The sequence below is a fragment of the Photobacterium sp. TY1-4 genome, from assembly GCF_025398175.1.
Taxonomy (GTDB): Bacteria; Pseudomonadota; Gammaproteobacteria; order Enterobacterales; family Vibrionaceae; genus Photobacterium.
Genome location: NZ_CP099735.1, coordinates 605,596 through 624,463 on the forward strand (window position 1 = coordinate 605,596; position 18,868 = coordinate 624,463).

General features: G+C 53.6%; 20 protein-coding genes. 10 read left to right on the forward strand and 10 right to left on the reverse strand.

Going from position 1 to position 18,868, the window contains the following annotated elements; translation table 11 throughout:
- Positions 1–122: 122 nt before the first annotated feature.
- The 7 genes from fusA to NH461_RS19510 all read right to left on the reverse strand — a co-directional run bounded on the left by fusA (position 123) and on the right by NH461_RS19510 (position 7,275).
- Entirely contained in the window at positions 123–2,147 is a 2,025-nt protein-coding gene (gene fusA, locus NH461_RS19480) for an elongation factor G (RefSeq protein ID WP_261604254.1), read from the reverse strand.
- Positions 2,148–2,434: 287 nt separating this feature from the next.
- Complete coding sequence (locus NH461_RS19485; protein ID WP_261604591.1) at positions 2,435–3,595, reverse strand: tetratricopeptide repeat protein; 1,161 nt, start codon at positions 3,593–3,595, stop codon at positions 2,435–2,437.
- On the reverse strand, positions 3,595–4,212 hold the full coding sequence (locus NH461_RS19490) for an energy transducer TonB (protein ID WP_261604255.1): 618 nt from the start codon (positions 4,210–4,212) through the stop codon (positions 3,595–3,597). Before NH461_RS19490 ends, NH461_RS19485 begins: the two co-directional genes overlap by 1 nt.
- Positions 4,212–4,616 (reverse strand): ExbD/TolR family protein, encoded by a 405-nt coding sequence (locus NH461_RS19495; protein ID WP_261604256.1) that lies wholly within the window; start codon positions 4,614–4,616, stop codon positions 4,212–4,214. The genes NH461_RS19490 and NH461_RS19495 overlap by 1 nt, the downstream gene beginning before the upstream one ends.
- On the reverse strand, positions 4,616–5,098 hold the full coding sequence (locus NH461_RS19500; RefSeq protein ID WP_261604592.1) for a MotA/TolQ/ExbB proton channel family protein: 483 nt from the start codon (positions 5,096–5,098) through the stop codon (positions 4,616–4,618). Before NH461_RS19500 ends, NH461_RS19495 begins: the two co-directional genes overlap by 1 nt.
- Before the next feature lie 77 nt (positions 5,099–5,175).
- On the reverse strand, positions 5,176–6,510 hold the full coding sequence (locus tag NH461_RS19505) for a MotA/TolQ/ExbB proton channel family protein (RefSeq protein WP_261604257.1): 1,335 nt from the start codon (positions 6,508–6,510) through the stop codon (positions 5,176–5,178).
- Positions 6,511–7,275, reverse strand: coding sequence for a DUF3450 domain-containing protein (locus NH461_RS19510; RefSeq protein WP_261604258.1), 765 nt, complete (start codon positions 7,273–7,275; stop codon positions 6,511–6,513).
- A 311-nt stretch (positions 7,276–7,586) separates the two neighbouring features.
- On the opposite strand from NH461_RS19510, the gene NH461_RS19515 reads away from it, so the two are divergent.
- Positions 7,587–8,027 carry a hypothetical protein gene (locus NH461_RS19515; RefSeq protein ID WP_261604259.1) on the forward strand — a complete coding sequence of 147 codons (441 nt, stop codon included), beginning with the start codon at positions 7,587–7,589 and terminating at the stop codon, positions 8,025–8,027.
- A 430-nt stretch (positions 8,028–8,457) separates the two neighbouring features.
- Complete coding sequence (locus NH461_RS19520) at positions 8,458–9,078, forward strand: hypothetical protein (protein WP_261604260.1); 621 nt, start codon at positions 8,458–8,460, stop codon at positions 9,076–9,078.
- 98 nt (positions 9,079–9,176) lie between these two features.
- Here the strand turns inward: NH461_RS19520 and def are convergent, their stop codons facing one another.
- Positions 9,177–9,680, reverse strand: coding sequence for a peptide deformylase (def, locus tag NH461_RS19525; protein ID WP_261604261.1), 504 nt, complete (start codon positions 9,678–9,680; stop codon positions 9,177–9,179).
- 179 nt (positions 9,681–9,859) lie between these two features.
- On the opposite strand from def, the gene NH461_RS19530 reads away from it, so the two are divergent.
- Positions 9,860–10,663, forward strand: coding sequence for a TOBE domain-containing protein (locus NH461_RS19530; protein WP_261604262.1), 804 nt, complete (start codon positions 9,860–9,862; stop codon positions 10,661–10,663).
- Here the strand turns inward: NH461_RS19530 and NH461_RS19535 are convergent.
- Complete coding sequence (locus NH461_RS19535; RefSeq protein WP_261604263.1) at positions 10,660–10,905, reverse strand: hypothetical protein; 246 nt, start codon at positions 10,903–10,905, stop codon at positions 10,660–10,662. The genes NH461_RS19530 and NH461_RS19535 overlap by 4 nt on opposite strands.
- A gap of 357 nt (positions 10,906–11,262) precedes the next feature.
- Here NH461_RS19535 and rbsD point away from each other — a divergent pair, with 357 nt between their 5' ends.
- The 7 genes from rbsD (at position 11,263) to NH461_RS19570 (ending at position 18,046) form a co-directional block, all read left to right on the forward strand.
- On the forward strand, positions 11,263–11,682 hold the full coding sequence (gene rbsD, locus NH461_RS19540) for a D-ribose pyranase (protein WP_261604264.1): 420 nt from the start codon (positions 11,263–11,265) through the stop codon (positions 11,680–11,682).
- Between the two features lie 32 nt (positions 11,683–11,714).
- Positions 11,715–13,220, forward strand: a complete 1,506-nt coding sequence (rbsA, locus tag NH461_RS19545) for a ribose ABC transporter ATP-binding protein RbsA (RefSeq protein WP_261604265.1) — start codon at positions 11,715–11,717, stop codon at positions 13,218–13,220.
- A complete protein-coding gene (gene rbsC, locus NH461_RS19550) occupies positions 13,217–14,200 on the forward strand; it encodes a ribose ABC transporter permease (RefSeq protein ID WP_261604266.1) in 984 nt (327 codons plus the stop codon). The genes rbsA and rbsC overlap by 4 nt, the downstream gene beginning before the upstream one ends.
- A 60-nt stretch (positions 14,201–14,260) precedes the next feature.
- Positions 14,261–15,139, forward strand: a complete 879-nt coding sequence (gene rbsB / locus NH461_RS19555; protein WP_261604267.1) for a ribose ABC transporter substrate-binding protein RbsB — start codon at positions 14,261–14,263, stop codon at positions 15,137–15,139.
- A 141-nt stretch (positions 15,140–15,280) separates the two neighbouring features.
- Positions 15,281–16,198, forward strand: coding sequence for a ribokinase (rbsK, locus tag NH461_RS19560; RefSeq protein WP_261604268.1), 918 nt, complete (start codon positions 15,281–15,283; stop codon positions 16,196–16,198).
- 79 nt (positions 16,199–16,277) lie between these two features.
- On the forward strand, positions 16,278–17,285 hold the full coding sequence (locus tag NH461_RS19565) for a substrate-binding domain-containing protein (protein ID WP_261604269.1): 1,008 nt from the start codon (positions 16,278–16,280) through the stop codon (positions 17,283–17,285).
- A 209-nt stretch (positions 17,286–17,494) separates the two neighbouring features.
- The gene (locus tag NH461_RS19570; RefSeq protein WP_261604270.1) at positions 17,495–18,046 is read left to right on the forward strand and encodes an MliC family protein; all 552 of its coding nucleotides are present in this window, start codon (positions 17,495–17,497) and stop codon (positions 18,044–18,046) included.
- A gap of 83 nt (positions 18,047–18,129) precedes the next feature.
- Here the strand turns inward: NH461_RS19570 and fabG are convergent, their stop codons facing one another.
- On the reverse strand, positions 18,130–18,864 hold the full coding sequence (gene fabG / locus NH461_RS19575) for a 3-oxoacyl-ACP reductase FabG (RefSeq protein ID WP_261604593.1): 735 nt from the start codon (positions 18,862–18,864) through the stop codon (positions 18,130–18,132).
- Positions 18,865–18,868: the final 4 nt, after the last annotated feature.

Consider the following 18,868-nt stretch of genomic DNA (forward strand, 5'->3'; position numbering starts at 1 on the left):
GCCTGGTCCGCTCTTTATGTGCACGAAAGCATATCATGCCAGCGCGTATAACTGATAAGAAAATTTATAAAATTTGATGTATAACAAGCCATTAGCGGGCTATCCTCCCTCACTGCATACCTTTAATCGCCGCTTTGCTCACGCTGGCAAACCTTTTGCTGAACATGGTGAGGCGCTTGCTCGTAGTGGCTCAACACCATGCTAAAACATCCCTCGCCGCCCGTCATGGCACGTAAACGCTGCGCATACCCTTGCAGCTCGTTGAGGGGCGCCCGCACTTGCAGGGCCGTAAAATTATTGGGCTCAACATTGGTGCCCAGAATCACCCCGCGATTTCCGGCCAGCTCGCCAGTCACGTCCCCGACAGACAGGGTCGGCACCAACAGGGATAGCTCAACAATCGGTTCGAGGATAATTGGACTGGCCTGATTCACTGCATCAAGGAATGCTTTTTTCCCGGCGATCACAAAAGCAATTTCCTTCGAGTCGACCGGGTGATGTTTCCCGTCGTAGACCGTCACTTCGACATCACGGATGGGGTTGCCTGAGATCGCACCTTCTTCGACCGCCTGTCGGATCCCCTTCTCGACGGCCGGGATCAATGAGGTCGGGATCGCCCCACCCACCACCTTGTTGATAAACTGGAAACCTTCCCCACGTGCCAGCGGCCGAACTTTCAACTGGACCTCGCCAAACTGACCGGCTCCGCCACTTTGTTTTTTATGGCGATAATGCCCCTCTGCCGCTTCGGTAATCGTCTCGAAATACTCAATGCCCGGCTCAGCAGTTTCGACTTGCAGCTTATAGATCGAAGCCATTTTCTCCAGAGCGATTTTAAGATGGAATTCCCCTTGCCCACTGAGAACCGTTTCATTGGTTCGGCTCCGGTGCTCCAGGCGTAGCGTCGGATCTTCTGCGGCAATCTTCTGCAACGTTTCGGAAAGCTTCTGTTCATCTCCCCGCTTGGTGGGCCGTATCGCCAAACTGTACATCGGCTCCGGGAATTCCAGAGGGTGCATGGTGATCCCGTCTTCATCATGGGAATCGTGAACCACGGTGCCAAAATAGAGTTCATCAATTTTGGCCAGGACACAGAAATCTCCGGCGATGGCTTTTGAGATTTCAATCCGCTTGTTCCCCTGTTGCTGATACAGATGAGCGACCTTAAAAGATTTATGGCTGTCGTTGATATACAGCTGACTTCCTGCGTTGATTTCTCCCTGAAACACACGAAGATAAGCCATCTTCCCTAAATAAGGGTCAACACTGATTTTAAATATATGGGCGACACTGTGATCGCTCTGGGTCAGATTCACCAGCACCGGGCGGCCATTTTTTTCCAGCAGTGGCGGATTCCCCTCCTCGGGTGTCGGCATGATTTCCATCAAGGTGCGCAGCAGCAACTCAACACCGGCCCCGCTTTCTGCGGAAACAAAACACACCGGAATGACGTGCCCCATTCTTAATGCCGCTTCAAACGGCTCGTGCAATTGCGCGGGTGACAATTCAGAACCCTGCTCCAAATAAAGTGCCATCAGCGCTTCATCCACTTCAATCACCTGATCGACCAACTGCTCATGTGCAGCTTCAACCGAGCTCATCAACGTCGCCTGTTCATACGCCGGCTCAAAAAAACAATCGACCACACCGGTACCATCTTGGGTCGGCAGGTTAATCGGCAGGCATGCCGCGCCGAAATGCGAGACCAGTTCAGCCACCAGCGCCGGAATCTTATCCGGATTGAGATCCTGCTTATTGATGATCACCATCTGGCACTTTTGTTGATCCCGTGCAAATGAAAACAAACGATCGGAGACCTGATTGAGCGGCGTATTGGCATCCAGCACCAGCGCCGTCGATTCAATCGCCGGGAATATACTGAACGTCCGTCCCAACAACTCCAGTACGCCGGGGGTATCAATGATATTCATGCGATGGGACTGCCAGGTCAGCGTCACCGGCGTGGTTTCGATACTGTGCTGGTACTGGACTGACTGGGGATCACAATCCGTTACCGTGTCCCCGGTCTTCACACTGCCGAGGTGGGTGATGGTCTGGGAGTCAGATAACAGCCGCTCAATCAGGCTGGTTTTTCCTACCCCGCTTTGACCGACAAATGCAATATTTCGGATTTCATGAACAGCCATACAAGCCCCTTAACGATTGAAATGTCAGACTCACATCCCACGATTCCTGGCGGTATGCCCGCACGATGGTCTGCCAGGTCAAGCTTCGTATCGGGACGGTCATCATGAGTCCTTGTCGACGGCGAATAGTTATAGCTTATCGTCTGCGCTGCTTCTGTTGAGATAAATCATACCAATTCTCGAATAAAACACGCGCTTGAGGGAAAGAGGCTTTGTCATTCCATACAAAAAAGGCCCCGAACCGGGGCCTTGTGTTCTATAGCAACAGTTGTTTGGCAACAGATACGTTACCCATCCATTTTTCGCATCTGGTTCAGGTACTTGATCCAGCTTTTGGAAGCCGCCGTCGGCTGGATGTTATTTGCCTGTTTGGCATGAATAATAGCTTGATCAAAATCCTTCAGCTTGTAATACGCCCGAACCCGTGCCAGCTCAACATCCGCCTGACTGGCTTTTTGCTTCACACGATTGAGTTCAGCCAATGCCCGATCAAACTGACCTTCCTGCAACAACAGCTGCGCCAGCGCCCAGCGATGCCGATTGTCGAGTCGCGCTGCAACTTCCCAGGATGAAATGGCCTTGTCCCACTCTTTTGCCTGCTGCCAGTACATGGCTTGCACGGACATCAATTCCGGATCGTCCTGAACGCCATCCAGTTGCGCATAAATCTTGGCTGCCCGCTCTGGGATCCCCTGCTGGGCGTAGAGCTGCGCCAACGTAGTCAGGTTTTGCTGGGTCAATGCTACCCCCTGCCGCTTCGCCAGAGCCAGTGTTTCCAGTGCGTGTTTCGAACGGCCGAGCCGCAATTGAATACCCGCAGTCTGTTGCCACCAGGACAAATGATCCGGTTGCAGGGCGATCAGGCTCTGCAAGGTCGGCAAGGCACTTTTCCATTGCTCCAGTTGCAGCTGAGCGCCCAGTTTCATGGACAGGATCGGCACTTCCGGCTGCGGCACATATCCCTGATAAACCTTCACGGCTTTCAGCACCTGCTGCCATTCGCTCAACTGATAATGGGACTGGGCAATGCGCAGCCAGAGTTGCGCTGGTTCTTGCTGCTCCGGGATATTCTTGGCGAGCTGATAATAATGCGGCAACGCACGTTTGTACTGCGCATCAGTCAGCAGAATATCGGCCAGCATTCGCTGGGTGGTCCAGGCCTGCTGGTCTTGAAGTAATCCGGTGTCCACCGCATAGGCCAGATGCTTAATCGCAGGCTTGATACTGCCCTGCTGCCAATAGAGCACCCCCAGCATCCGCTTCACAAATGCCTTGTCATACGCTTTAGCAGGCTCGAGATCAGCAAGCAACTCGATAGCTTCACCGAGTTTGTCTTCTTGCTGCAGGTTATGGGCACGCTGAACTTTATTGGCCGTAAATTGCGTCAGCTCGGCGTGAGTCGTGGCAGTTGTGCATGCCAGAGCAAGTAATAACACGAGACGTTTCATCATTGATTTAACTTAAACTCCAGTCTGATCGTTTGACCCACCTGCGCAATCGCAGCCCCATCCACCACTTTCGGCTGGTATTTCCACCGTCGAAGCGCCTGCACAGCTTCCCGTTCAAAGATCCGACGCGGCTTTGCATCCAGAACCTGAATATCGGTCGGGCGGCCATTCGGATCGATCGTAAATGACAACACCACATAGCCTTCCATCCCCCGCTTCTGTGCCCGGGCCGGATAATTCGGTTCAACGCGGTACAGCGGCATCGCTTGCTGGTTGGTCCCGAAATCCGAAAATTGCGGCGCTTCAACCTGCACCCCGGTCACGGCGGTATCCAGCGACAGGTTCGGCATGGTCGGTGCAATACTGGCCGTCACGGCCTGCTGCGAGGCCGCCGGGGTCGCCTGCGGTGGCGGCTCCGGCATATCCGGCTGCGGCGGGACAGCCCGCTGACGACGGCGAATTTCCGTGTCCTGCTCAACCATCACCATGTCGAAAGCGAGCATCGGCTTGTCTTCCGGCAGCGACTTGTCACCATTATCGACCATCCAGGCCATCAGGGTGAACAACCCCAAAGCCATTGCCAGCGCAGCAGGCAGAGCCATGAGTAATCGCAACATCAGCCTTTCTCCGCTGCCAGGGCAATGTTTTTCACACCGGCCCCTTTGGCCGCATCCATCACTTTCACGACGGTGCCGTTGTAAGCATGCTCATCGGCCTGGATCACCAACGACGCATCCGGCTGGTCGAGCAGTAAATGCTCCAACGTCGCCTGAACCCGCTCGGCATCGACCACGCGCTTATCGATGTAGATATCGTTGGCAGAAGTGATCGCCACAAAAATACCGGCATCTTTTTGGCTGACCACATGGCTGGCCTGTGGCCGGTTCACTTCAACCCCGGACTCACGGACAAACGAGCTGGTCACAATAAAGAAGATCAGCATGATAAATACGATGTCCAACATGGAGGTCAAATCCACCTGGGCTTCTTCTCGAGCAGAAGACGGACGGTTCAGTCTCATCACTGACTCCTTAATATTTTTTCTAACTTCAGTTCACGCCAGTGGCAAATCTTCGCCAACCGCGCGTGAACAAACATTCCGGCCAGTGCCGCAACCATCCCGGCCATTGTCGGTAAGGTTGCCAGAGAGATCCCGGAGGCCATGAGTTTAGGCTGGCTGCTACCTTGCGTCGCCATCACATCAAACACCGAAATCATCCCGGTGACCGTGCCCAGCAGTCCAAGCATCGGACAAATGGCAACCAACACCTTAATGAAATTCAGGTTCTGGCTCAGCGCTTGCCGCGCCTCACTCAACCAGCCTTCCCGCTGGGCCCGGGCATACCAGGACGACTGATCCGCCCTGGCTTCCCATTGTTGTAACCAGGCTTTCTGCTGTTTCGGGTACGTGACGAGCAGGTACAACACCCGCTCCATCACCAGCAGCCATTTCACCAGAACCACAGCCGCCAGCCACCACAACACCTGACCACCCTGGTCCATGAAATGCTGCAAGGTGTACCACCAGCCTTCAGCACCTATGGTTTGCAATATGGGGAGTTCAAATAGTGATGTTTCCATCAGGCGGCACTTCCTGCTTGTTCTGCTTGCGCGGCAACCAGGCTAATCCCCTGTTTTTCGAGGATATTACGGATTGTTTCAGCCTGGGTGCTCAGCACGTTGTGGGCCAGCAACAGCGGCATGGCAGCAACCAGGCCAAGCACGGTCGTCACCAGCGCCATTGAGATCCCGCCGGCCATCACGGTCGGATCACCGTTACCGAACTGCGTGATCACCTGGAAGGTTTCGATCATCCCGGTCACGGTACCCAGCAGACCCAGCATCGGAGCCAGCGCCGCCAGCAGCTTGAGCATCGACAGACCTTTCTCCAAACCCTGCTGCTCATCCACAATGGTTTCCAGCAACCGGAGCTCCAAAGCTTCCACGGAACGTTTCTGCTCTTTGTTATAAACTCGCAACACACGGCCCAGCGGGTTATTCCCCGGCTGCGTCGGTTTTTTCAACTGAGACTGAATTTGCTGACGGATCACCAGAAGCTTGATCCCGCGGAACAGGGCAATCAGGGCACCAATCCCCAGCAAGCCCAGGATGATTTTACCGACCACGCCACCATGTTCGATCCGATCTTTCAGCTCCGGTGTGTTGGCCAGTTGTTCCAGCATGATGCCGCGAGACGGGTCGACCACGGCCATTTGCAGGCCGGAATCCAACAGCGGTGACATCGCGCCGAATACCGGTCCTTGTTCCGGTTGTCTCAAGTACGGCGTTGCTACCCGGCGCTCGCCATCCCACGCGATATAGCCCTGCTCGCCAATCATCCCGATGCTGCCCAGTCGGTAGGCCTGAACATCAGATTGATAGCCTTCACCGTTAATAAACGGTACCGTCACTTCACGCATTTCGGCACTGGCTGTAATTTGATCGCTCATGCCCTGCCACAACGCCGACAACTGAGACAGCGATGGCAGTGCCTTGGCTTCCACGACGTCCGCGACAACATCTTTGAACGCATGACGATCAGCACTGGTGACCGAAAATGCCATTTCAGAATCCAGCTCTTTTGCGGTCTGACGAACAACGCCAAACAACTCACCCAGGCTGCCGGTTTCCAGACGCAATTGCTCTTCAAGCTGAGCCAGTTTGTTCTCATTCTCACTGAACGTTTCGCTCAAGCGCTCCGTTTCCTGCTCAAGCTGTACTTTCTGGGCTTTGAGAGCTTTCAGCTGAGCCCGGATTTGTTGCTCCGTTTGGCGGAAACCGGCTTCACGCTCTGCATTGTGGGCTTTCTGAACCTGCTGTGCTTGGCGGGTCTTATCCACCAGCTCCGTATTGGCCATGGCGGTGGCTGGCAACGTGAACAGGCAAAGTGCGGCGACTAACGCTTTAATCTTCATTTATTTGCCCTCCACATGCACAGACACCGGTAAAGTCACCAGACTCGGCGCAGCCTGTTTGGTCGCAATGGCAAATGCCTTATCCACATTCGCAGCCATCTCGTTATCGAGTGTCTGCCAGCTGGTTTGACTGTCATTCCACGCCCAGTAGCGCGTGCCGTCTAAGCTACGGGCAACCAGGGAAATTCGGCCCAGATACAGCTGCTCCGCTTCGATAGACTCTTCGGCAGAGAGTGCCAGCGGCCCCTGGAAGACACCCAGTTTGGTGCCGTAGTCCATTTCAACTTGGTACGCTTCGAGAATACGACGGTATTTCTCCGCATCACTGACATCCGCCTGCGCCATCATGAATTCCAGTTTGGCGACACGCGCCAAACGTTGCTGCTGACGGATAGGCTTGTCCGTCGCCACCAATTGCTTCAGCCCGTCGATCATCTTATACATCAGCGGCACCACACCCTGACGGGTATCTTTAATGCCGGCGATCTGATCGTTCAGGCTCTGTGCTTCCGCATTCTGGCTTGCTACAAGCCGGGCCAAGTGATCACGATACACCGTCAGGTTCTTCACTTCTTCCTGAAGCATTTCGACTTCTGCTTTCATTGCAAGTGCAGCTTCGGCACTTTTGTCTATTTTCTTCTGACTATAAGCAGAAGCGGCATTGGTTTTACTTTCAATGGCTCGGGCCGTATCAAGGCTATCGGCTTGAACGCCTGCACTCATGCTGACCATGATCAGCGCGAGACTGGATTTCTTTAAGTTCATCTGGCAATTCATCTTTTACGGGAATGCACACAAATTTAAAATTCACTCCGTGAATTTTATTGAAAATACAAGCTTCTACATCCTGCTTGTCCGATTAAACGGTCAATATCTTAATTGAAAATAAATCTCATTTAAACATCTGGATTCATAAAAACAGGTCTTTTTTCGGTTCATTGTGTCACCGTTGACATCAGGTTCTTGTCATCGCAGTACTTTTTGCCAAAGGGCCGCAGCCCTGCGCATGAGTTACCGTGTCATTTTCAACGTGTAGAGGTATAATGCCGCGTTTTTTGTTTGATACGGTATAAGAAGTGACAGATGTAAATCTCGACGAAGTACGTCGCCAACTGACAGAGTTAAACTACAAAGCAGATAAGATTCGGATTGTGACCGTCTCCGCCATGGATGAAGCCACCCTGGAAACCTGCACCACTACTGAAGATGAATGCTTCTATAACAGCTATATGAATGTTATCTACGGCAAAGGCGATCGTTATGTGTTGGGCTACCGCTGCGAAGATCCCATCGTCGACCATGCGATTATCCGCAAAGGAGATCAGTACTTCGACCCGACCTTACAGGCCAACGGCAACTTTGTATCTTATCAATATGCCATCCTGACCGAATTTACCGTGTTTGACATGATGAAGCACGCCAAAACCAACAAGGACTTCCCGCCGGATGTCGACTATCTGCTCAGTAAAGCCGGCAAGTTCAAAAATGTTATCAACGTCGACAAGCTCAAAAAATAACACCGAGCCGGCTCCCGACCACCCAGCCAGTCTGTACATTGCAGACTGACTGGCTTGGCGTTCCGCGTCATAAGAGCACATCTCTCTCCAAAAATTTCATCAGTGACCGGCTCTGGTTCGACATAAATTGTCTTTAAATCACGCAGTCTTAGCTGCAAACATCGTGATGGGGTCGATCTTTCTCTCAGTACAAATCACATCAAATCAGGGCAACGTTGCTCCCGCCCCCCTGCCAGGAAAAACATTTCCCCGCCAAATTTTCGTGTACAACCTCATAATTCTGGGCCTAAAAAGCACCAAAACGCATTTACTCCGTGATACTCAATACAATCTATGGCATATATAGCAGCAATATTGTCACCGAACAGCGGTAAAATAGGCTGCTAACTCAAATACATAGTATTTCCAACAGTGCAGGGATCGGAAACCTATGAGAATCATCGTGTTCATTTTCATCAGCCAATTACTGCTTGGTTGTTCCAGCGGCGTTTACGTTTCACTGCCTGAAAAGTATGAATCCACAGAGCAACCTGTCGGATTTCTGGCCGGTAGTTTAAGTGCAACCACCATCTGGCCCGCGTCCGGGGAAGGCCTGATCACCACCCTTTACATCCGCCAAATTGGAGATGCTGAGTACCTGACCGTCGCCAGCAACCATGAAGAGGCCGACTTCGACAGTGACACCCTGAAAGGACAACTGTTTTATCTCGCCTTGCCCGCCGGGCAATATCAACTATTTTCCATCGGCTTCAAAGGCAGTAACGGAAACAAGTCGATTTACTCCAAATCACCGGAAGAGCTGAACCTGACCTTTACCATCACCCCCGGTGAAGTCACTTACATTGGTCAGTTCATCACCTCCAGCCTGGTTGCTAAAAGCCAGTTGTGGAATCTCGAGTATCCCAGTGGCTACGGCTATATCACCTACAGCGACGCACAACAGCGAGACAAGCCTTTGCTGCAGGAGAGACATCCTGAAGTCGACCACCTGACCTTCACACCCGTGATGCTGGCTGAAATCGAGAGTCGTCTGACGTCCAGCCGTCCCTGAGCCGTAATAGACTCAGGCTCAGCCTAACCCGTAGGCGCGTAATCTGAGTCATCGACCATAAAAACGAAGCGAGAGCCCATGGCTCTCGCTTCGTTTCTTCAGACCGCCGTTTTCAGATGCTTTTTCACTTTCTTCAGTGCCATCTGCCTTTTGAGCGGTGAGAGATAATCGATAAACAATTTCCCCTGCAAATGATCAATTTCATGCTGCATGACCACAGCCAGGAAATCATCCCGCTCAATGGTGATCGCTTCTCCGTGACGATCCAAAGCCGATACCGTCACTTTGGTGAAACGGGGAACATCGGCGTAATAACCGGGCACCGAAAGACAGCCTTCCTGCCCCATGGTTTCCCCTTCCCCGTGGATGACCTTCGGATTCACCAAAACCCAAGGTGCATCTCGTTGTTCAGAAATGTCGATCACCACAATAGCTTCCGTACGTCCGACCTGGGTGGCCGCCAGGCCAATCCCATTAGGTGTGCTGTACATCGTCTCCAGCATGTCATCAATCAACGTCTGTACCGCGCTGATATCACTCACGTCTACGGCCTGCTCACGAAGCCTGCTGTCAGGCGCAGCCAAAATTTCTAGTACTGCCATGTATCCTCAGTCCCACATCCAAAAATACTATTCTGGCACACTCTCCCCCATTCATGCCACCAATCGCATAATATTCGAAGCAATATACCGCATCATCCGTACAAACATTTCTACATTCAAATCAAACAGTTCGCTGTTATAATCAATCAAGGCCCCGATCAAACACACGCTGGTACCCCATGGATTTTGATGCCCTGCTGACGCTTTCTGAAAACGGCAAAATTTTTGCCAATCCACGCCGAATCGCTCTGCTGAAAGCTATTCAGCAAACCGGTTCAATCAGCCAGGGCGCCAAGCTTGCCGGCATCAGCTACAAAGCCGCTTATGACGCCATCAAAGATATGAATACACGGGCCGCAACGCCGGTGATCGCCAGCGAAAAAGGCGGGAAAGGGGGCGGTGGTGCTGAGGTAACCGACTTTGGACACCGGTTAGTGCAAATGTATGACCTGCTCGATACCATCCAAAATATGGGTCTGAAAGCCTTGAACGATCCGGGTGCACCGCTCCACAGCCTTTTGGGGGTAATGACCAAGTTTTCGCTTCAAACCAGCGCCCGAAACCAGCTCTTTGGCACCATCAGCCAGATTAAGCGCCACAGCCTGCACGATAAAGTCTGGCTGGTTTTGAAAGGCGGCCAACAGATTTGTGCGACCATCACGCAAGGCAGCACCCGACGGCTGGAATTAGCCGAAGGGAAAGATGTCATTGCGCTCGTCAAAGGACCAGCCGTTCACATCCGCCCCCATCCGCTCAATGATATTCCCCCGGAAGATCCGACTTGGGATAATAGGGTGCAAGGTAAGGTAGAAAGCATTCGGGAAGATCAGAATTCCGCAGAAGTGCTGGTCAAACTGGATGAATATGATGAGATTTGCGCGTTAATTGACTATCGGGGGAAAGAGAGCCCGCCCCTCGTCCCGGGCCAACCGGTCACGGCATACTTTGCCTCAACCCAGGTGATTATCGCGACCCTGTGCTAATGCAGGGAAATGCAGTCATCGAGAAAAATATCGTATTCTGGTTTGGGTAACAGACAATCTTCAAACGACTGGTAGTCCAGATAGACTGCCCCGATCAGCAAGATCAGTGCGAAAGTCAGTCCGATCAGGGAGAGCCTTGCCATCCAGGCTTTTCGTTGTTTCAGTCCAATCATCAGACACATCACCAGTGCAGGCGCAGTGGCCCACAGCACGGGGAGCATGTTCAGGTCAGGAAATACCATAGCCGGGAATCATTCTTCAGACAAATAAAGCCAAAGACATGATGATAAGGTTTTTTTTGCTTCCAACCAAACGTCTCCGCCAGAATTTACATTAAATGACATTTCTCTGGCGCTCGTCATTTTTCGGCTATACGGCTGTGGTATGTGATCCCTCCCTCCTTTTGCGCAAGATTTCCGTTTGAGTTCTGATTCACGTCACATTTTGTATGAGAAAACGATGATCATCGAAACGTTTCGATCTACATTTCAGCCATCGAAACGTTTGCGTAAACGTTTCGATGTTCATAAAAACAACAACTGTCGTCACGCGAGACCAATTCCACGGATTTGCATGACACGACTGATGAAGGTGCCACGATGAAAAAAAGCGCTCTGATTAATGCCGATTTGTCCCATCTGATTGCAACACTCGGCCACACGGATGAAGTGACCATCTGCGATGCCGGGCTGCCAATTCCCGGGGATACCCAGCGCATTGATTTGGCACTGATCCCGGGTGTTCCAAGTTTCATGGACACCATCCGGGCGGTTCTGAGCGAAATGCAAATTGAAGGCGTCGTCATGGCAGAGGAATTTGCCGAAGTCAGCCCGACACACCACCAGGCGCTGCTGACGCTGATCGATGAAGAAGCGCGGAAAACCGATAAAAACATCGCTGTCACCTACATCCCCCACGAAGCATTCAAAGCACAGACCCACCGCAGTAAAGCGGTGATCCGCACCGGTGAATGCACCCCGTACGCCAACGTGATCTTTCAGTCCGGCGTGGTGTTCTAACCCGAATTTTTGCTTAGCTGCAAGGAAATGACATGAAACAGCCAATTCTCGCGCTTCAAGGCATTGAAAAAGCATTCCCGGGCGTCAAAGCACTCGACCACGCCTGCCTCAATGTCTATCCGGGGAAAGTCATGGCCCTGATGGGCGAAAACGGGGCCGGTAAGTCGACCCTGATGAAAACGCTGACCGGTATCTACGCCATGGACGCCGGTGAGATTCACTACCAGGGCAAGCCAGTCCGCTTTAACGGCCCGCGCCATTCTCAGGAAGCCGGGATCAGCATTATCCACCAGGAGCTGAACCTGATCCCGGAGCTGACCATTGCCGAAAATATCTTTCTCGGCCGTGAGCCGACCAATGCCCTCGGCGGGGTTCAGTGGGGCAAAATGTATCGCGATGCCGATGCCCTGCTCACGCGCCTGAATGTGAAGCACAGCGCCCGAACGGCATTGGGCGACCTGAGCCTGGGCGAACAGCAAATGGTTGAGATTGCCAAGGCACTCTCCTTTGAATCTCAGGTCATTATTATGGATGAGCCAACTGACGCCCTGACTGATACCGAAACGGAATCCCTGTTCAAGGTGATCAACGAGTTACGTGATCAAGGCTGTGGCATCGTCTATATCTCACACCGTCTGAAAGAGATTTTCGAAATCTGCGACGACATTACGGTGCTGCGCGACGGCAAGTTCATCGGAGAACGTGCGGTTGCAGAAACAGATGAAGACACCCTGATCGAGATGATGGTGGGTCGTCGACTCGACGATCAGTACCCACGCATTGCGGTTCAACACGGCACCACCTGCCTCGAGGTGAAAAACCTCCACGGAGCGGGATTGAACAATGTCAGCTTCACGCTGGATCGCGGTGAAATCCTCGGCATTTCCGGCCTGATGGGCGCGGGCCGAACCGAACTGATGAAAGTCATTTACGGTGCCCTGCCCCGTCAATCCGGCGATGTGCTGTTGAATGGCAAGCCCATCAACCCAACCACACCGCAAGAAGGCCTGGCCAGCGGGATTGCCTACATTTCGGAAGATCGCAAAGGCGACGGTCTGGTGCTGGGCTTATCCGTTAAAGAAAACATGTCGATTTGCGCCCTCGACCAATTGTCAACCGGGATCCAGCTTAATCACCCTGAAGAAGTGACCGCGGTCGACGACTTTATTCGCCTGTTCAACATCAAAACGCCGAGCCGGGATCAAATCATCGGCAACCTGTCGGGCGGGAATCAGCAGAAAGTGGCCATCGCCAAGGGATTGATGACCAAGCCCAAAGTGCTGATCCTCGACGAGCCGACCCGCGGCGTGGACGTGGGTGCGAAAAAAGAGATTTATCAGCTGATCAATCAATTTAAAGCCGAAGGAATGAGCATCATTCTGGTGTCCTCGGAAATGCCGGAAGTCCTCGGCATGAGTGACCGGATCCTGGTGATGCACGAAGGCCGGATCAGCGGCGAATTCAAGGCTTCAGAGGCCGATCAAGAAAAACTACTTGCCTGTGCGGTGGGCAAACAGACCAATGAGGTAGCAGCATGAGCACCAACGCGATGACCAAATCCCCGACCAACGAGAATAAAAAACGATTCAGCAAAGCCTGGCTCATTGAACAAAAATCACTGATTGCGCTGCTGTTTCTGATTGTCGTGGTGTCATTCCTGAACCCGAATTTCTTTACGGTTGACAATATTCTTAACATTCTGCGCCAGACCTCAGTCAATGCCATTATTGCCGTCGGCATGACCCTGGTGATCCTGACCGCCGGGATTGACCTCAGTGTCGGCTCGGTTCTGGCCCTCTCGGGCGCATTGGCCGCGACGCTGATCGGCATGGAAGTACCGGTGATGGTTGCGGTACCAACCGCGCTGTTGGCCGGTGCCGCGCTCGGCGCCATCAGTGGCGTCATCATTGCCAAAGGTAAAGTGCAGGCCTTTATTGCCACGCTGGTCACCATGACCCTGCTGCGCGGTGTCACTATGGTGTTCACCGAGGGTCGCCCGGTTTCAACCGGTTTTACCGATGTAGCTGACAGCTTTGCCTGGTTCGGAACCGGCTACGCGCTGGGCGTTCCGGTGCCAATCTGGCTGATGGTGATTGTTTTCGCTGCCATTTGGTATCTGCTGAACCACACCCGCTTTGGCCGGTACATCTATGCCCTGGGCGGCAACGAGTCGGCCACGCGCCTGTCCGGCATCAACGTCGATCGCGTCAAGATTGGTGTGTACGCCATCTGTGGCCTACTGGCTGCGCTGGCCGGGATTATCGTGACCTCTCGCCTTTCCTCGGCACAACCGACTGCCGGGATGGGCTACGAGCTGGATGCCATTGCCGCGGTTGTCCTTGGTGGCACCAGCCTGGCCGGCGGTAAAGGCCGGATTATGGGCACCCTGATTGGCGCCCTGATCATCGGCTTCCTGAATAATGCCCTGAACCTGTTGGACGTCTCGTCCTATTACCAAATGATTGCCAAAGCAAGCGTGATTCTGCTGGCGGTCATGGTCGATAACAAAAACAAGTAAACCTCTGACGCGGGCTTCCCCCGGCCCGCAATTACCCGACATCTGTAGAAGGAAATCACAATGAAAAAGTTAGCAACCCTGATCTCTGCTGCCATGCTGTCTGCCTCTTTCAGCTCGACTGCGGCAGCCCAGGACACCCTGGCGATGGTCGTCTCGACCCTGAATAACCCGTTCTTCGTCACCATGAAAGAAGGCGCGGAGGCCAAAGCGCAGGCGCTGGGTTACAGCCTGATTGTGCTGGACTCGCAAAATGACCCGAGCAAAGAGCTGTCGAACATTGAAGATCTGACCGTTCGCGGCGTCAAAGCCATCCTGATCAACCCAACGGATTCGGATGCTGTTTCGAATGCAATCCGCATGGCCAACCGCTCTGGGATCCCGGTACTCACGCTGGACCGCGGCGCCAGCCGGGGCAAAGTGGTCAGCCACATCGCTTCGGACAACGTTGCCGGGGGTGAAATGGCCGGTCAGTTCATCATGGAAAAAGTCGGTGAGAAAGCTCGCGTGATCCAACTGGAAGGCATTGCCGGTACCTCTGCTGCCCGTGAGCGCGGCCAGGGCTTCATGAATGCCGTGAAAGCCAACAAACTAAACCTGCTGGCCAGCCAGCCGGCGGATTTCGACCGCACCAAGGGCCTGAACGTGATGGAAAACATGCTGGCAGCCAACCCGGATGTCCAGGCCGTTTTTGCCCAGAACGACGAAATGGCACTGGGTGCCCTGCGCGCAGTCCAGGCATCAGGTAAAGACGTCCTGATTGTCGGCTTCGACGGCACCGATGACGGTATTGCAGCAGTGAAACGCGGCAAACTGGGCGCCACCATTGCGCAGCAACCAGACCTGATTGGTGCCCTGGGCGTCGAAACTGCCGATAAGGTATTGAAAGGCGAGCAAGTTGAGGCCAACATTCCGGTACCACTCAAAGTGATCACTCAGTAAAATCCACAGGCAGGTCTCCCGGTTGCCGCCGGGAGACCTGCCCGATTCCTGCCAGTTTGCATCGTTTAGCCCCCGCACCCGGCTAACCCATACAATTTGGCCCGATTAAAACGGCAAGTATAAAATTATAAAGGTTTCACGATGAATAAATTAGTTGTCCTCGGTAGTGTGAATGCCGACCACGTCCTGCAAGTTGCTTCATTCCCACGTCCGGGCGAAACGTTACACGGTCATACCTATCAGGTGATCCCGGGAGGAAAAGGCGCGAACCAAGCCGTGGCTACGGCGCGTCTGGGTGCGGATATTGCCTTCATCGCCTGTGTCGGTGATGACAGTTTCGGCCACAACATGCGTGAAACCTTTGCTCGTGAAGGCATGAATACAGAGGCCGTGATGATCGAGGCCGATACGCCAACCGGTATTGCAATGATCCAGGTTGCGACGACCGGGGAAAACAGCATCTGTATCTCAGCAGAAGCCAATGCACACTTGACCCCTGAGCGCCTCATCCCGCACCAGCACTTGATTCAGCACGCCGATACCCTGTTGATGCAGTTGGAAACACCGGTCGAAACCATCGAGTCTGCAGCCCGCATTGCGAAGCAATCCGGGACACGCGTGGTCCTGAACCCGGCGCCGGCCCGTGCGCTGTCGGATGAACTGCTGCAACTGGTGGATCTGATCACCCCGAACGAAACCGAAGCTGAGCTGCTGACCGGCATTCAAGTCACCGATATTGCCTCCGCCCAACAAGCGGCAGATGCGCTGCACGCCAAAGGGATCTCACAAGTCATGATCACCCTCGGCAGCCAAGGTGTCTGGGTCAGCGACCAAGGCCAGGGTTATCAGGTACCGGGGTTCCGCGTCGAAGCCTGCGATACCACAGCTGCCGGTGATACCTTTAACGGTGCCCTGCTCACCGCGATGCAGGAAAACATGCCACTTGAGAAAGCCATTCGCTTTGCCCACGCCGCCGCTGCCATTTCGGTCACCCGCGTGGGTGCGCAAACCTCGATTCCACACCGACGTGAAGTCGAACGTTTTCTGATGGAACATTAATTGAACCGCCTGCCCCGATGCCGAGCAATGGGCCGGATGGCAGGCAGCTCCGATTCAAGAGAGCGTTCAGGGAGTTATTATGGCGACAATTAAAGATGTGGCAAAACAGGCCGGGGTCTCGACCTCAACCGTCAGCCACGTACTGAATAAAACTCGCTTTGTCAGTGAAGACATCTCTGCCCGGGTGATGGCGGCGGTTGAGGAACTCAACTACGCCCCTTCCGCCTTGGCACGCAGTCTGAAAGTCAATCATACCCGCACCTTCGGGATGCTGGTCACTACCTCAACCAACCCCTTTTACGGCGAAGTCGTCAAGGGCGTCGAGCGCCGCTGCTATCAGCACGGCTATAACCTGATCCTGTGTAATACCGAGGGGGATATCGAACGGATGCATGCCAACCTCGATACCCTGCTACAAAAGCGGGTCGACGGCCTGCTGCTGATGTGCAGTGAAGTGGAGGAAAAATCATTTGATCTGTTCGGCCGCCACCAGCCGGTGCCGACGGTGGTTATGGATTGGGGACCAACTGACTTTCCAAGCGATAAAATCCAGGATAACTCGCATCACGGCGGCTACCTGGCGACCCGGCACCTGATTGAGCAGGGCCATACCCAGATCGGTTGCCTGACCGGGCCATTGGATAAGCTTACCGCCCAGCAACGCCTGTCCGGCTTTACCCAAGCGATGGAAGAAGCCGGGTTGCCGATCAATCCGGACTGGATCATTGCCGGCAGTTTCGAATGCGAGGGTGGCGAAGCCGCATTCAACACCTTGTCTCAGCGTGGGCCGCTGCCGACAGCGCTGTTTGTCTGTAACGACATGATGGCGATGGGCGTGATCAACACCGCCTACAAAAAAGGGATCCGGGTTCCGGACGATCTGTCGATCGTCGGCTATGACGATATCAAACTGGCAAAATACATCACGCCGTCCCTGACCACCATCCATCAGCCCAAGCACCGTTTGGGCCAGCAAGCCGTCGATACCCTGCTGGATAAAATCCAGAACAAGCGGACGAGCAACCAGGTGATTCAACTGGAGCCGACCCTGGTGGTGCGTGACAGCGTGAAAGCGGTTAACCCATAACCCACAGCCCATAACCCACAGCCCATAACCCATAACCCATAACCCAGCCTAAGCCGTTGCCCTCCCGCAGCGGCTCAGCTTGCGCCGGGGTTCACTTTCATTCTGCCACCCCTGCGACCATACTTATTGCCATTCATCCAATGCCGATTTACGAGGTGACAATGAACAACGCGTTTTCCCTCCCCGCCCGATGGTTCAGCGGAGTGCTGATGGCAGCACTGCCTGTGTCCGTGCTGGCCGCAAGCCCTAGCTTTGATTGCAGCCAGGCGTCAGGCTCTATCGAAGAGATGATCTGCCAGGATGATGCGCTGGCCGCCCTGGACCGACAAATGGCCGAGGTGTTCCCAGCTGCGATGGCCAATTATCCGCAAGCTGAACAAGCCACCGCCAAAGCCATGCAGCGAGGCTGGATCAAAGGGCGCAATGATTGCTGGAAAGCCGATGACAAAAAAGCCTGTGTTGAATCCGAGTACAAATCCCGAATTGTCGAATTGCAAATTACTGGCGGCCTGCTGGAAGCCCCCACACCGGTCGCGTTCAAATGCAATGAAGCGGATAAACCTTTCACCGCCGTCTTCTATGGGCAAACGGATCCCCACAGCGCTGTCTTGACCTGGGGAGACGAACAGGTCATTGCCCTGATTGCCCCTGCCGCCAGCGGCAGCAAATACACCGGCCGTAATGTCGAATATTGGGAGCACCAGGGAGAAGCCAAAGTCACCTGGCTGGACAAAACGCTGACCTGCCAACCACTCAATTAAATTGCTTCAATCACAAAAGCCACCGGCAAATGTCGGTGGCTTTTGTCTTTGGCGATATCGCGATGAAAGCAGTCTTCCTGTCGTTAAATCACCAGCCCGCCATCAATTTTGAGGGTCTGACCGGTAATGAAGGCCGAACGATCACTGGCAAGGAACAGTGCGCCTTCAGCGATGTCCAGGGGTTTCCCCATCCGCTTCAACGCCGTTTTTCCTTTCATATAATCAAGCACTTTCTCCGGCAAATCCGCGGTCATCGGTGTTTCAATAAACCCGGGTGCGATACAGTTTGCCCGTACGGCCGCCCCTTTGCGGGCAAATTCTTTCGACCAGCCTTTGGTCATCGCAATCACGCCGCCTTTTGTCGCGGCATAATTGCTCTGACCGATATTACCGTCGGTCCCGACAATGGAAGACATCGTAATAATAGAGCCTTCGCCGTTCTCCATCATCAGTGGCGCGACAGCCTGCGTCATGTTGAATACCCCTTTGAGGTTCACATCCGCCACCAAATCCCACTCTTCTTCGGTCATTTTTTCGATTAGGTTATCCCGGGTGATCCCCGCATTGTTCACCAGCACATCAATGCGGCCGAATTCAGCTTTAACCTGCTCGACAAAGTTGGCAATGCTCGTCCGGTCACAGACATTCAGCTCAATGGCCCGGACATTCGCAAATTGCGATTCCAGTTCCGCCATCACCGCCGCGTTCATGTCACAGGCAAACACCAGGGTTGCATCCTGGTTTGCAAATGTTTCGACAATGCAACGCCCAATGCCTTGCGCGCCACCCGTTACAACACAAATTTTATCTTTCAGCATCATT

What these genes read in the sequence shown, in the direction of transcription:
- NH461_RS19520 (WP_261604260.1), top strand. Translation starts at nt 8,458, where the DNA reads ATGAGAATCATCGTGTTCATTTTCATCAGCCAATTACTGCTTGGTTGT.
- rbsA (WP_261604265.1), top strand. Translation starts at nt 11,715, where the DNA reads ATGAAACAGCCAATTCTCGCGCTTCAAGGCATTGAAAAAGCATTCCCG.
- NH461_RS19505 (WP_261604257.1), bottom strand. Translation starts at nt 6,510, where the DNA reads ATGAAGATTAAAGCGTTAGTCGCCGCACTTTGCCTGTTCACGTTGCCA.
- NH461_RS19535 (WP_261604263.1), bottom strand. Translation starts at nt 10,905, where the DNA reads ATGGTATTTCCTGACCTGAACATGCTCCCCGTGCTGTGGGCCACTGCG.
- rbsC (WP_261604266.1), top strand. Translation starts at nt 13,217, where the DNA reads ATGAGCACCAACGCGATGACCAAATCCCCGACCAACGAGAATAAAAAA.
- rbsK (WP_261604268.1), top strand. Translation starts at nt 15,281, where the DNA reads ATGAATAAATTAGTTGTCCTCGGTAGTGTGAATGCCGACCACGTCCTG.
- NH461_RS19495 (WP_261604256.1), bottom strand. Translation starts at nt 4,616, where the DNA reads ATGAGACTGAACCGTCCGTCTTCTGCTCGAGAAGAAGCCCAGGTGGAT.
- NH461_RS19500 (WP_261604592.1), bottom strand. Translation starts at nt 5,098, where the DNA reads ATGGACCAGGGTGGTCAGGTGTTGTGGTGGCTGGCGGCTGTGGTTCTG.
- NH461_RS19485 (WP_261604591.1), bottom strand. Translation starts at nt 3,595, where the DNA reads ATGAAACGTCTCGTGTTATTACTTGCTCTGGCATGCACAACTGCCACG.
- rbsD (WP_261604264.1), top strand. Translation starts at nt 11,263, where the DNA reads ATGAAAAAAAGCGCTCTGATTAATGCCGATTTGTCCCATCTGATTGCA.
- NH461_RS19510 (WP_261604258.1), bottom strand. Translation starts at nt 7,275, where the DNA reads ATGAACTTAAAGAAATCCAGTCTCGCGCTGATCATGGTCAGCATGAGT.
- def (WP_261604261.1), bottom strand. Translation starts at nt 9,680, where the DNA reads ATGGCAGTACTAGAAATTTTGGCTGCGCCTGACAGCAGGCTTCGTGAG.
- NH461_RS19565 (WP_261604269.1), top strand. Translation starts at nt 16,278, where the DNA reads ATGGCGACAATTAAAGATGTGGCAAAACAGGCCGGGGTCTCGACCTCA.
- NH461_RS19490 (WP_261604255.1), bottom strand. Translation starts at nt 4,212, where the DNA reads ATGTTGCGATTACTCATGGCTCTGCCTGCTGCGCTGGCAATGGCTTTG.
- fabG (WP_261604593.1), bottom strand. Translation starts at nt 18,864, where the DNA reads ATGCTGAAAGATAAAATTTGTGTTGTAACGGGTGGCGCGCAAGGCATT.
- NH461_RS19570 (WP_261604270.1), top strand. Translation starts at nt 17,495, where the DNA reads ATGGCAGCACTGCCTGTGTCCGTGCTGGCCGCAAGCCCTAGCTTTGAT.
- rbsB (WP_261604267.1), top strand. Translation starts at nt 14,261, where the DNA reads ATGAAAAAGTTAGCAACCCTGATCTCTGCTGCCATGCTGTCTGCCTCT.
- NH461_RS19530 (WP_261604262.1), top strand. Translation starts at nt 9,860, where the DNA reads ATGGATTTTGATGCCCTGCTGACGCTTTCTGAAAACGGCAAAATTTTT.
- fusA (WP_261604254.1), bottom strand. Translation starts at nt 2,147, where the DNA reads ATGGCTGTTCATGAAATCCGAAATATTGCATTTGTCGGTCAAAGCGGG.